This window comes from Paucilactobacillus kaifaensis (genome assembly GCF_005405145.1).
Taxonomy (GTDB): Bacteria; Bacillota; Bacilli; order Lactobacillales; family Lactobacillaceae; genus Paucilactobacillus; species Paucilactobacillus kaifaensis.
The window spans coordinates 1-12,359 of record NZ_BJDM01000028.1 but is presented as its reverse complement, the minus strand read 5'-3'; the positions used below and the strand labels follow the sequence as shown (position 1 = coordinate 12,359).

The 12,359-nt window shown below is 37.7% G+C and carries 13 protein-coding genes; 9 read left to right on the top strand and 4 right to left on the bottom strand.

Going from position 1 to position 12,359, the window contains the following annotated elements; genetic code table 11:
- Nucleotides 1–108: 108 nt before the first annotated feature.
- Nucleotides 109–912, bottom strand: coding sequence for a 2-keto-4-pentenoate hydratase (locus FFM51_RS08375; RefSeq protein ID WP_137598169.1), 804 nt, complete (start codon nt 910–912; stop codon nt 109–111).
- Between the two features lie 492 nt (nt 913–1,404).
- Here FFM51_RS08375 and FFM51_RS08370 point away from each other — a divergent pair, with 492 nt between their 5' ends.
- From FFM51_RS08370 to FFM51_RS08355, 4 genes are all read left to right on the top strand, one after another.
- On the top strand, nt 1,405–2,034 hold the full coding sequence (locus FFM51_RS08370; RefSeq protein ID WP_137598168.1) for a BglG family transcription antiterminator: 630 nt from the start codon (nt 1,405–1,407) through the stop codon (nt 2,032–2,034).
- Between the two features lie 156 nt (nt 2,035–2,190).
- Nucleotides 2,191–2,631, top strand: coding sequence for a hypothetical protein (locus tag FFM51_RS08365; protein ID WP_137598167.1), 441 nt, complete (start codon nt 2,191–2,193; stop codon nt 2,629–2,631).
- A gap of 271 nt (nt 2,632–2,902) precedes the next feature.
- Nucleotides 2,903–4,084 carry a C40 family peptidase gene (locus FFM51_RS08360; protein ID WP_137598166.1) on the top strand — a complete coding sequence of 394 codons (1,182 nt, stop codon included), beginning with the start codon at nt 2,903–2,905 and terminating at the stop codon, nt 4,082–4,084.
- A gap of 188 nt (nt 4,085–4,272) precedes the next feature.
- Nucleotides 4,273–4,485 (top strand): hypothetical protein, encoded by a 213-nt coding sequence (locus FFM51_RS08355; RefSeq protein ID WP_137598165.1) that lies wholly within the window; start codon nt 4,273–4,275, stop codon nt 4,483–4,485.
- A 37-nt stretch (nt 4,486–4,522) separates the two neighbouring features.
- On the opposite strand, the gene FFM51_RS08350 is transcribed toward FFM51_RS08355, so the two are convergent.
- Both FFM51_RS08350 and FFM51_RS08345 read right to left on the bottom strand, forming a co-directional pair.
- Nucleotides 4,523–5,482 (bottom strand): diacylglycerol/lipid kinase family protein, encoded by a 960-nt coding sequence (locus FFM51_RS08350; protein ID WP_137598164.1) that lies wholly within the window; start codon nt 5,480–5,482, stop codon nt 4,523–4,525.
- Between the two features lie 157 nt (nt 5,483–5,639).
- A complete protein-coding gene (locus FFM51_RS08345) occupies nt 5,640–5,852 on the bottom strand; it encodes a DNA-directed RNA polymerase subunit epsilon (protein WP_137598163.1) in 213 nt (70 codons plus the stop codon).
- Between the two features lie 152 nt (nt 5,853–6,004).
- Here FFM51_RS08345 and FFM51_RS08340 point away from each other — a divergent pair, with 152 nt between their 5' ends.
- Nucleotides 6,005–6,490: a hypothetical protein gene (locus tag FFM51_RS08340; protein WP_137598162.1), complete on the top strand. Its 486-nt coding sequence runs from the start codon at nt 6,005–6,007 to the stop codon at nt 6,488–6,490.
- Between the two features lie 69 nt (nt 6,491–6,559).
- On the opposite strand, the gene def is transcribed toward FFM51_RS08340, so the two are convergent.
- Entirely contained in the window at nt 6,560–7,120 is a 561-nt protein-coding gene (def, locus tag FFM51_RS08335) for a peptide deformylase (RefSeq protein WP_137598161.1), read from the bottom strand.
- A 268-nt stretch (nt 7,121–7,388) separates the two neighbouring features.
- Between def and pdhA the strand changes: the two genes are divergently transcribed.
- Genes pdhA through lpdA form a run of 4 tightly spaced genes read left to right on the top strand, consistent with a single transcriptional unit; the run spans nt 7,389 to nt 12,242 of the window.
- Nucleotides 7,389–8,495 (top strand): pyruvate dehydrogenase (acetyl-transferring) E1 component subunit alpha, encoded by a 1,107-nt coding sequence (gene pdhA, locus FFM51_RS08330; RefSeq protein ID WP_137598160.1) that lies wholly within the window; start codon nt 7,389–7,391, stop codon nt 8,493–8,495.
- 2 nt (nt 8,496–8,497) lie between these two features.
- Nucleotides 8,498–9,475 (top strand): alpha-ketoacid dehydrogenase subunit beta, encoded by a 978-nt coding sequence (locus FFM51_RS08325; protein WP_137598159.1) that lies wholly within the window; start codon nt 8,498–8,500, stop codon nt 9,473–9,475.
- Between the two features lie 39 nt (nt 9,476–9,514).
- A complete protein-coding gene (locus FFM51_RS08320; RefSeq protein WP_137598158.1) occupies nt 9,515–10,813 on the top strand; it encodes a 2-oxo acid dehydrogenase subunit E2 in 1,299 nt (432 codons plus the stop codon).
- 7 nt (nt 10,814–10,820) lie between these two features.
- A complete protein-coding gene (gene lpdA / locus FFM51_RS08315) occupies nt 10,821–12,242 on the top strand; it encodes a dihydrolipoyl dehydrogenase (protein WP_137598157.1) in 1,422 nt (473 codons plus the stop codon).
- Nucleotides 12,243–12,359 lie beyond the last annotated feature (117 nt).

Sequence of the window (12,359 nt, the reverse complement as noted above, 5' to 3'; positions counted from 1 at the left end):
AAACACCTCCGAATAAATTTTACTTTTTTCGAACGTGCTTTTATATGTTTGTATCAAATTATAACTTCAGTTCCAAAATGTGCCCTTTTTAGTAAATCTATTTTGTTGTTATTTTACTTGTAAATCTACGTTACCTAAACCACTGGTGAAATGACAGGTATAGTGACCAGCTTCTAAGTGGGGAGGTAATACGAATGTGCCGCTGGATACACGTTGCCCGGTCCTGAGTGTTAGGCCTTGGCTGTCTAATTTTTTTACTAACCACTGAAGTGAATTTAATGGATTTCCTAATACCTCGCTAGAATCACCAGCAGCTAATGACTTGTCATTTAGTTTAAGCTCAGCGTGAACCCGACTAAGGTCATCAACAGTGAAATTACTACTATCAACTTCATTACCAAAAACAACACGCCCTGCGACCGCGTTATCGGACATAACCATTAGCTTAGATAATGATGGAAACCAATCGTTGAACCGAGCATCAGGCAGTTCTAATGCAGGAGCAACCGTAGTTTTTTGTAGTAAATCTTCAACAGAATCTTCGGGCGATAAATCACTCTTAGCAGTAAATACTAACTCAACTTCTACTAATGGTTCCATCAAATCAGTTAATTTGACATTTGCTGGTGATTTTAGCCATTGATGTTTTACTTCCGCTCCATAGAGAGGAGAATCAGCATCAAACATGTCTTGAGTCTGTTTGCTAGTAAGACTTACTTTATAGCCAGCAACTGGTTCATTTTTTAATTGGGTTAAGGCATATTGAACGCGGTAACCTGAATCATCATCTGTGACCAAATCTTTATATTTTTGCTCGTCCAGCTTGGTTTGAGTCTGTAACGCACTGAATAGAGTCTGGGCAAACTTGCTTTCTGTTTTTGTTAGGTCTGTTAAACTTGTTGTATTTTGCATAATATGTATTCCTCCAAATTTTTATTAATTACTATGTAGATCTGACTAATCATTAATATATGGATTACATTAACCATCTCCTAATAAAAAAATTAATTAGACGAAAAAACACGTCCCAGTTGAAAAGGACGTGTTACCGTGTACCACCTTAATTTCTAATATTGTCACCAATATTAGCTCAGTAGCTGACTAAATGTCAGTTTCCCAGTTAATGGTGGAATGGCCATCACTTAATCAATTTAATGACGAAGTGACATTCATAGGGGATGTTCGTTTAAGCCACTGTCTCTCTTTTCAACTACCGAGATTCTCTGTATCAGCTAATGATTAAACTACTACCTACTCATTATGTTCTCATCTAATTTTAATACTATAAAAGTAACACTCTAGAATAATTTGTCAACTTATTTTTGAAACTACTTGAATTGGTTGTATAAATGACTTAAAAAGCTGATAATAAAATTAAACAATATTCTAACGGAGGTAACTAATATGGTAGCAGTTGATTCTAATATAATTCAATTTAGAAATCTTTTAGCGTTAAAAATACTTAGTTCAGCACCAAATAAAGTAGTCATCAAAAGCTTAGAAGTTGATCAAAAGCAGGTAACAAGTGATGATTTATCAGTTATAGGAGATATGTTAATTGCAGTAGATTTAGTGCTTGATTACAGTGTTGATGCAGTACGAATCAATGGATCAGAGACCAATATTAGACGTGCCATGCGAATGTTGCTACAAGATTTTCAAGCAAGTAACTCTTCTGAGGTTAGCCAATTAGTCAATGAGTATCCCGATTTAACTAAAGCAAATCAAGAAATGTTGCTAAGATTAGCAACACAGATTAAAAATGAGCTACCTGAGTTAACTAATTATTCAGTGAGTTATTTGCTGACGGAATTATATATTTTATTACGTAGATATTCATTAGGAGCACCAGCAACCCATCAACTTGGGCAAATATTTACTTCTGAACAATTAGCCTTAATTCAATCAAGTGAAAAGTTATTTGTCTTGTCGCAATCATTAATTAAAAAAATTAGCGAAGTAATTGGAGCGCCACTTAGTGAGATTGAAATTTATTATCTGACACTTAAAATCTGGTTAGGAGTACAGGATTAGTGTTTTGTAAAAGACAAATGCATTCAGTTACTTTGTAAATGAGTGCTTTTTTATTGAAGGGAAATAATTTTGAAATTTAGGAAAAAACATTGGTTATGGATAGTTTTTTTATTGGTTATAGTTATAGTAATCGGGGTTGTGAGTTTTATTTATTTTTTGCCAAATTCAAATACCACTCCTATTAAAGAGCAAAATTCAGTTCGTACCACTAAATGGGCTAAGCCAGAAGGAAAATGGAGTGGCCAAAAGAAATATCCTCATGGGCAATATGTTAAATTGACAGTGACTTTTCTCAAGAATAAACAATACCAATTGGTAGAGTCCAACACAGTTTCACAGTGCTGGACCAGAACTTATTTTGGTAGTTACAAGCGTGATGAAAATCAGCTATTTTTTACACCTCAAAAGATAATTGTGAGAACGTTTGCTACCAAAGCTGACATGAAAAATGGAAATTCAAGTGCACAGGAACAAATTTCACAAGAACAATTTCATAAACAATTTGGTAACCAACAAATTAGCAAATTAAAATTGGAACAGCAACAGATTAAGATTGAACATGATCACGAAAAAGTCATTTTACACTCAAAAGATTAAATTGTTTAAGGTTGTAATAAAATTGTAATATTAACTGGGTTAACAAAAAAGCAAAAACTATTATCGCTGCTATATCAGCTTATTGGCTATTACAGGATTGAAAATAATTTTGCGTATTTTTACTTGTATAAGTTTTAAAAGTGTTTTCATGATACAAATAACGTGTTATGCTGTTAACAAGTCTAAAGATAAACTTAAGGCTGTTAATAGAGAAATTTGAAATTATTAAATTATTGGCGTTGTTTCTTGTTTTTTTTAAGGAGTGTTGTTAATGACTAATTCACATATAAGTAATACCAATAAGTACGCTAAGAATGTTGTTTTAGGAACTGTGGGTGCTTTGGGCCTGTTTGCAGTTGGTACACAGGGAGTTAAAGCTGATACTGTTAAAGTTCAGGCTGGAGATACTGTCTGGGATTTTGCACAAAAATATGGAGTTTCAGTTAATGATTTAGAAGCTCAAAATACTGGTATTAAAAAAATCAGTTCTAGCGTTGATTTGATTTATGCTGGACAAACGTTGAATTTAAGCAAGTCAACTACCGCTGCTCAGAGTAGTGCTGCAGTTTCATCTAGTACAACATCGGCTTCAAGCAGCTCGGCTGTTGTTAACGGTAAGTACACAGTACAAAGCGGTGATACTTTAAGTGCATTAAGTTCACGATTTGGAGTTTCGATTGCAACACTTCAACGAGCTAATGGTTTGAGCGATAGCAATTTGATTGTTGTTGGTCAGGTCTTGAACGTATCAAGTGACGAAACTACTGCTGTAGCTAGTTCTGCAAATTCGACAGTAACAAGTGCTGCGGCGTCAAGTGCGACAAATGATACAAGTGTTTCTGCTAGTTCTGAGACTGCTTCATCTGCCACAGCTACGGTTACTAGTAGTTCTACAACCAGTGCTACTAGTGTAGCAAGTTCAGCATCTGCAATTTCTAGCTCAAGCGTGAGTGCAAATAGCAATTCAGCGGTTGCAACAAGTAGTGCTACAGCAGCTTCATCAGCAATAAGTTCTAATACTGCAACTAGTCAAAGTTCTAGTGCCACAGCTGCCAGCAATAATATTAGCACTACTGCAAATAGTAATCTTCAAACTGGGTCTGTTGTCAGCCTGGCTGTTAAATTGGCTAACGCTGGGATTCCTTATGTATGGGGTGGCAATAGTTTAAGTGGAATGGATTGCTCTGGACTAGTTCAATATGTTTATGCACACTCTGCGGGAATTAATTTACCACACAATACTGTTGCTCAAGAAGCTTATGTTACTAAGCATTCAGTTGCTAGCGCCAAGCCAGGTGATATTTTGTTTTGGGGTAATTCAGGTGCGACATATCATGATGCAATCTATATTGGTAACAACCAATTTGTTGCTGCACCAACGTCAGGCCAAAATGTTAAAGTTCAAACCATTAGTAGTTACTTTATGCCTAGTTTTGCTGGAACAGTTAAGTAGAAATTCGATAAAAGCCATGTTTTATGGCTTTTTTTGTTACCTTTATATTTATCGTATTATAAATAATAATCGATGTAATATAATTGTAATCTATAAAAGGTTAACTTTTGATTCTATTGGTGGTATATTCAGTGTTGCAAATTTGAATTTGCTTTTGATACTTTACTTTATCAAGGGGAGTGTTTGAGGTGAGTAACAGGTTTGAGATTCAACAGGAGCTAACTGATACTCAAAGTGATCTTAACCACTTATGTCAGCAAGAAGCTCGGCAGGCACGGTTACAGAAACATGCTGGGACTGTCACAATTGAACCTCGTTATGGAAAAGAAATGAATGCGTTACGGGAAAAATGTAGTCAACTTCGGATGATTCTGGATGCAATGGAAGCTTCGGAAGACTAGATACATTTGGTCTCAGGACGTACAAAAAGCGGAGCCTCTATGACTCCGCTTTTTGTGTAACATCAATCCAAAAGGGGTATTGACTGATATCCATATGCAAATCGAAGAAACGATTTCCCATTATTTCACCATCAATTTGGCCATGTTCAATTGATGTTGTGGTCAAATGAATTGATGGACTTTTGAAAATATGAACAAACCGTGATTTGCTGTGTTTGCCTAAAATAATTAAAATGGCAACCCATAAAATAATAACCCAGTTAAGTCGTTCAACCACGATTAGTTCAAGTTCGGGTTTATGCACAGATGCGTCAGGTAAAATAGAGACTCCGCCACCAAAGTATGGATGTTTAGAAGTGGTAACGAGAAAAGCTTTTTGAAATAGAGTTCTTGATTTACCAACTTGAACCATTAGTGGAAAAGGTTCTTGATTGTACAAAACGCTAAATACTGAGGATAAATATGCTAATGAGCCTAAATGATATTTGTTTAATCGCTGTTTATTCGTTGATGCATTGGTCCTGCTAACTACGGCTGCGTCGAATCCAATCCCGATATTGTTGATAAAATAACCATTTTCATTTTTCATTGTTTCTTCGTAGTGACCGATGTTGATCATTTTTTGTTGTTGACAATTTAAGATTTGATGCAGCGCAGTGATGGGCTTGGCTGACATGCCAAGCCCACGTGCAAAATCATTGCCTGACCCAGCCGGAATGTATGCAAGAGGGACAGGTTTATCTTGATCAATGCTCAATACACCATTAAGTGCTTCATGCAGTGTGCCATCGCCACCAATAATTAAAATGACAGGGTGTTCAATGTTTTGAACGTTTTTTATATATGTTTTAGCTAAATAAGTAGTATGTCCAGCGTATTGAGAAATTTGAAAAGTATAATTGATCCTTTCCTTTTGCAGGATAGGTTCGATTATTTTCCAAGTATCTTTTGCGTTGCCACTACCGGCATGCTCATTTAAGATAATTAGAAAAGTCATAGAGTACGATTCCTCCATTAAACACAGATAATACATATTATACAAAAAACATTCAAAAAAAAATAGAGAAAATTAGCTTTTTGTCTATTACAAGAGTATAAACAAAAAAGAACTATTAACAAATCAATTTGTAATAGTTCTTTTTAAAATTGGATATTTAAAATTGACTCAGCTCATAACCTGGGTTTTGCTGTTCATATTCTAAAGCAGATTGGCTTAGCCCCTCGATGAATTCAATGTTAAAATCAGTGCTTTTTTCGACCAAAACTCGGGCCTGTGCTTCAGAATCTGATTCAAGAAATAATGAATGAGTTGTTTCCCGTTTTGGATTACGAACTTTTGTTTCTTGGTAGAATACTTTAAAGACCATTATATAATACTCCTTACAAATTGAAATTGATTTAATTAAACTACCACCAATTTTAGCACACTCGACTGTACTAGTCCGAATATTTATCGTTTTATTATTATGTTTAAGTTATAAAATGGTATGCTTGACTTGTAAATTGTGGAGGCGATAAGATGCGATTAATATTAATTGTTGGATTGGCAGTAGTCATTGCTATTGTTATTTATGTTGCAATTCATCATGAGATCACCAAACATGCAACCTTGATTGTGCGACGAGCTGCTCAAGAAAACACTGATGAAGCGATGCGAGCTGTTCTACCAACTTTAGAACAACACCAACTACTACAAAAAAAACAAATACAATTTTCAAGCTCACAAACAGTTGCTGACGTATGGGGCAGGGGCGTGATGGCATTTGAATATATATTGCCAAAAAAAAATATAAGTACTAATGAATTAGAACTGGTTACCAAATTGTTAAATGAACAGTTAGAAGTTTACAGCCAAACAAATCAAGTTAAACGAGTGAAGGAGTCTAATCGGGCATTTATAGTCACAGATACGTGGCTATTTGAAGGAAAGCTGCATCTAGACATTGCCTATTTAATGAATGAGGCCACATATGAATATGTTCGTGATTTGAAAAGAATTGATTAAAGAAAATGGACACTTTGTTACTTTATTCACAAATAGTGATAATAAAAAAGACAGCCACTGCTGTCTTTTTTAGTTGATCATAATGGTGTCTTCTGGTGCTGTAAATGGCTCTGTTTTGTTAATGTGATCGTAGAACAGTGTTCCATGCAAATGATCAATTTCATGTTGACAAACAATTGCAGGATAGTGTTTTAATCTAATGGTATGAAGCTTTCCTGCCACGTCCTGGTAACGAAGAGTTATTCGGTCATGCCGCGGGACGTATCCTGGCACATCTGTATCAACTGACAAACAACCTTCTCCCTCAGTTAACGCGCCTGCTTGAACGGATTCACTAATAATAACCGGATTAACTATGACATCCTTAAATTCCGGATCGCCATCTTCTTCAGTAGGTGGAACTAAAACTGCGGCCATCTGTTTTGAAACACCGACTTGCGGTGCTGCTAATCCGACACCAGCTCGGAGTTGGTATTTTTCGCATAATTCAGGATCTTGACTGACCTCTAAGTATTCCATCATGTCTTTTGCTAGCTTTTGTTCTTCGTCAGATAAAGGGAATTCTACTTTACTAGCCTGTTGGCGTAGTACTTGGTCACCATCTCGGACGATATCTTTCATTAAAATCAATTGGGTTCATCTCCAGTTATTAACTCAAAATACTATACTAATCAGTCTAGCATAAAAAAAATGAAATGAGAACATGGGGCTTAATTAACTTTGTGAACCATTGAACTGTTTAGTATATTAAACTTCTCATACAAAAGATCAAAATTTGATCATGAAAGGGCTTGCATTGGTCCTCGATGGTGGTGTATACTTTGTTTTGTATCAAAGGTGAAGCGCTTACATACGCAGTGTGCTGGCGCTAAACAAACAGGAAAGGAAAGTGTTAATTATGGCCAAAGAAAGTAAGAAAGCTGTTGACTTTGATAAAATCAAAGCCAATCTTGGCAAAGAGTTCAAACCAGTACAGATTTTAGATAACGACGCAAATGTTGTGAACGAAGATCTAATGGCAAGTTTCTCCGATGATCAACTTGTAGATTTTATGAAAAAGTTGGTTTGGGAGCGTGCATTGCATGAACAGACAATGAACTTTTCTCGTCAAGGTCGCCTAGGCTTCTATGCACCAACTGCTGGAGAAGAAGCCAGCGAAATGGGGACGGTTTCCGCTTTCAAGGAAAATGATTTTTTGTTTCCAGCGTACCGAGATGTGCCGCAACTAATCCAACATGGAGCAACTGTGACAGAAGGCTACTTATGGTCACGTGGACATGTCAAAGGAAATAAATTTAAGGCCCGTGCATTAATGCCACAAATCATTATTGGTGCTCAAATGGTCGAGATGGCTGGAGCTGCTTTGGGATTGAAGAAAAATGGTGAAGATGCCGTTGCCTTTGCATATACGGGTGATGGTGGAACATCTCAGGGTGATACCTATGAAGGGATGAACTTTGCCGGAGCATTTCAGGCACCTGCAGTATTCATTATCCAAAATAATGGATTTGCTATTTCTGTTCCACGGCGCAAGCAGACTGCAGCTACTACGCTAGCACAAAAAGCTGTTGCCGCCGGTATTCCAAGCGTTCAGGTTGATGGAATGGATATTCTTGCATGCTACCAAGTCGCTAAAGAAGCTCGTGAATTTGCAGCAGCTGGTAATGGTCCTGTTATGATTGAAACACTAACATATCGGTTTGGTGCTCATAGTAGTGCTGGAGATGACCCAAGTCGTTATCGGACAAAGGAAGAAGAACAACCTTGGTTTGATAATGATCCACTAATTAGAATGCGTAAATATTTAACTAATAAGAAATTATGGTCACAAGATCAAGAAGATGCATATATTGAAGAATGCAAGAATTCATTCAAAGATGCAATTAAAGAAGCAGACGGTGTTGAACCTGAAAAAGTCTCAGACATGTTAAAGAATACATTTGAAGTCCCAACACCGGACATTAAAGCACAAATTGCCGAATTTGAAGCAAAGGAGTCGAAGTAATCATGGCTAAAAAATCATATATCCAAGCAATTACCGATGGGTTAGATATTGTTTTAAATGAAGATCCCAAGACTCTGATTTTTGGTGAAGATGTTGGGAAAAATGGTGGTGTGTTTAGAACAACTCAAGGCCTGCAAGAAAAGTATGGCGAAGATCGAGTATTCGATACACCTTTGGCTGAGTCTGGTATTTTGGGCTTGTCAATTGGGCTAGGGTTAACTGGCTGGCGCCCAATTCCTGAAATCCAATTTATGGGTTTCACGTTTGAGGCGGTAGATTCAATTGCTGGGCAGATGGCCAGAACGCGATTCCGTTTTGGCGCTGAAAAGAACTTACCAATTACAATCAGAACCCCATTTGGTGGTGGAACCCATACTGCAGAAATGCACGCTGATAATTTGGAAAACTTCTTTACCGGTATTCCTGGATTACGGGTGGTTACACCAAGTAATCCTTATGATGCAAAGGGAATGGTCATTTCTGCCGTTGAAAATAATGATCCTGTTCTATTTATGGAAAATTTGAAATTATATCGTTCAATGAAAGACGATATTCCAGACGACAAATACACAGTTCCATTGGATACTGCTAAAGTGGTACAAGAAGGAACTGACGTTACGGTGGTTGCATATAGTGCAGAAGTTAATGAATCCCTAAAAGTTGCTGAAAAGTTAGCTAAGGAAAATATTTCAGTTGAAGTGGTTGATTTACGTTCGCTATCTCCAATTGATACAGACACTGTGTTTGCTTCAGTTGAAAAAACGCACAAAGTTGTCGTAGTACAAGAAGCACAGAAGATGGCTGGTGTTGGTGCACAGGTTGCTTCTGCAATTTCTGAGCAGGCAATCATGTCACTAGATGCTCCAATTGGGCGAGTTGCTGCTCCTAACAGTGTTTATCCGTTCGCACAAGCTGAAAATGTTTGGATTCCAGCTGCTGATGATATTGAAGCGAAGGTTCGTGAGGTACTGGAGTATTAAGGTTAAACATTAAATTGGGAAAGAAAGGAAGTTTGTTTTATGGCATTTAAATTTAAACTCCCAGAGCTTGGCGAAGGTATGGCTGAAGGAGAAATTGCATCTTGGTTGGTTAAAGAAGGGGACAAGATTAATGAAGACGATTCATTAGTTGAAATCCAAAATGATAAATCAGTTTCTGAGCTTCCTTCACCAGTTGGTGGAACAATCAAAAAGATTGTTGCTCAAGAAGGAGATACAGTCGAAATTGGTGACACCTTAGTTGAAATTGATGATGGATCTCCTGATACAGATGATGATGAACAAGCACCAGCTGCTAAGGAAGAAACTAAGGAAGATTCAGCAACTAAAGAAGAGTCAGTTGCTCCTGCAACGGGAGGAAGTGTTGCTCCCTTAGCTGAACCAAGTAAATTGGTTCTTGCAATGCCATCGGTCCGTCAATATGCTCGTGATAAGGGTGTGGATATTAGTTTAGTACAGCCAAGTGGTAATCATGGTCAAGTATTACAAGCAGATATTGATAACTTTAATGGCGCTAGTGCACCAGCTACAGCCACTACACCAGCCGCAACAGATAGCACATCAGCACCAAAAGCTGGTGGCCAAGCTGTTAAACCGTACAAGTCAGATCAACCGGATCTAGAGACACGCGAACCAATGTCACAAATGAGAAAGATTATTGCAAAATCTATGCGAAACTCAAAAGACATTGCACCGCATGTTACATCATTTGATGATGTCGAAGTTTCTGCTTTGATGGCAAATCGGAAGAAGTATAAACAAGCAGCTGCAGATCAGGGAATTCATTTGACATTCTTGCCTTATATGGTGAAAGCATTAGTGGCAACTATTAAGAAGTTCCCTGAATTTAACGCTTCAATTGATGACACTACGCAAGAAATTGTCTACAAACATTACTACAATATTGGTATTGCTACTAATACAGACGATGGTTTATATGTGCCTAACATCAAGAACGCTGATTCAAAAGGCATGTTTGAAATTGCTAAGGAAATTAGTGAAAACAGTGAAGCAGCCTATGCAAATAAATTGAGTGCTAAGGCGATGAGTGGTGGTTCAATTACAATCAGTAATGTTGGTTCAATCGGTGGTGGTTGGTTTACTCCGGTTATCAACCAACCTGAGGTAGCTATTTTGGGTGTTGGTAAAATTGCAAAGGAACCATATGTTAATGAGGATGGCGAAATTGTAGTTGGTAACATGCTGAAATTATCGTTAAGTTATGATCACCGTTTGATCGATGGTGCGCTTGCACAAAACGCACTCAATTATATGAACAAATTACTACATGATCCAGCAATGTTGTTAATGGAAGGATGATTGTCACATGGCAGATGTTGAAGAAAAAGAAACAGTGATTGTTGGTGGGGGCCCAGGCGGTTATGTGGCTGCTATTAGAGCTTCTGAACTGGGACAAAAGGTAACCCTAATTGAGAAAGGAACACTGGGCGGTGTTTGTTTGAATGTTGGGTGTGTACCTTCCAAGGCATTAATCAATGCAGGACATCGATTACAGGAAGCAAATGATGCTTCTGTGTTTGGAATTACTACTCAACCTGCAACGATTGATTTTGCTAAAACGCAAGAGTGGAAACAGACTAAGGTAGTCGACCGTATGACAAGTGGTGTTACCATGCTACTTAAAAAACATAAAGTTGAAGTTATCGAAGGAGAAGCATTCTTAGATAATGATAGTCAACTGCGTGTTATGTCAGTTGGTCCAAAACAGTTTATGGATAACGGCGGCGGTGCCACATTTAAGTTCAAAAACTTAATTTTGGCTACTGGTAGCCGCCCAGTTGAAATTCCCAATTTTAAATTTGATGGTCGAGTAATTGACTCTACCGGTGCACTTAACTTACCTGAAGTTCCGAAAGAATTAGTTGTTATCGGCGGTGGTTATATTGGAACAGAGCTTGCTGGTGCCTATGCCAATTTAGGAGCTCATGTGACAATCTTGGAAGGAACACCGTCAATTTTGCCTAACTTTGAAAAAGACATGATTTCGGTCGTTGTCAAAAACTTGAAGAAAAAAGGCGTTGACGTTATTACGAGCGCAATGGCAAAAAAGTCAGTCCAAGATGATAAAAGTGTTTCTGTGACATACGAAGTCGACGGTAAGGAAGAAACAATTAAAGCTGATTATTGTTTAGTTTCTGTTGGCCGTAAACCAAATACAGATAATTTTGGCCTTGAAATGACCAGTGTTAAATTGGATGATCATGGTCTTGTTGAAGTGGACCAACAGGGTCGTACAAGTGTTAATAACATTTTTGCTATTGGTGACATTGTTGCCGGACCAGCGTTGGCTCACAAAGCCTTCTTTGAAGGTAAGACGGCTGCTGGTGCAATTGCAGGTAATAAGACTGCTAATGACTGGGTCGGTGTCCCAGCGGTTTGCTTTGCAGATCCTGAATTAGCGACTGTTGGTATGACTGCTGCAGAGGCAAAAGATAAAGGGTTAGAAGTTGCTACGGCTAAGTTCCCATTTGCTGGTAACGCACGTGCTGTGTCGCTTGATCAACCAGATGGGTTTGTTCGGTTGGTTTACACGAAAGACGGCGGCAACATGGTTGGTGCCCAGGTAATTGGACCTGAGGCGAGTGACTTAATTGCTGAATTATCATTAGCCGTTAATGGTGGCATGAATGTTGAAGACATTGCACTAACAATTCATCCACATCCAACATTGAGTGAACCAATTCAAGAAGCAGCGGATGTTGCTTTAGGTTTTCCAACACATATTTAGACTACTTATAGTAGCTTAATGTTATTAAAAAAGTCGATCGTAGGAACTGCAACTATTTTTTGAGACAATCAAATAAAAGCAGATTCTAAAAAGTCATTTTGCTTCCGATTAGGCAAT

Excerpts from the sequence above, each read along its gene's own strand:
- FFM51_RS08375 (WP_137598169.1), bottom strand. The coding sequence starts at position 912 with ATGCAAAATACAACAAGTTTAACAGACCTAACAAAAACAGAAAGCAAG.
- FFM51_RS08370 (WP_137598168.1), top strand. The coding sequence starts at position 1,405 with ATGGTAGCAGTTGATTCTAATATAATTCAATTTAGAAATCTTTTAGCG.
- FFM51_RS08360 (WP_137598166.1), top strand. The coding sequence starts at position 2,903 with ATGACTAATTCACATATAAGTAATACCAATAAGTACGCTAAGAATGTT.
- FFM51_RS08350 (WP_137598164.1), bottom strand. The coding sequence starts at position 5,482 with ATGACTTTTCTAATTATCTTAAATGAGCATGCCGGTAGTGGCAACGCA.
- FFM51_RS08345 (WP_137598163.1), bottom strand. The coding sequence starts at position 5,852 with ATGGTCTTTAAAGTATTCTACCAAGAAACAAAAGTTCGTAATCCAAAA.
- FFM51_RS08340 (WP_137598162.1), top strand. The coding sequence starts at position 6,005 with ATGCGATTAATATTAATTGTTGGATTGGCAGTAGTCATTGCTATTGTT.
- pdhA (WP_137598160.1), top strand. The coding sequence starts at position 7,389 with ATGGCCAAAGAAAGTAAGAAAGCTGTTGACTTTGATAAAATCAAAGCC.
- FFM51_RS08325 (WP_137598159.1), top strand. The coding sequence starts at position 8,498 with ATGGCTAAAAAATCATATATCCAAGCAATTACCGATGGGTTAGATATT.
- FFM51_RS08320 (WP_137598158.1), top strand. The coding sequence starts at position 9,515 with ATGGCATTTAAATTTAAACTCCCAGAGCTTGGCGAAGGTATGGCTGAA.
- lpdA (WP_137598157.1), top strand. The coding sequence starts at position 10,821 with ATGGCAGATGTTGAAGAAAAAGAAACAGTGATTGTTGGTGGGGGCCCA.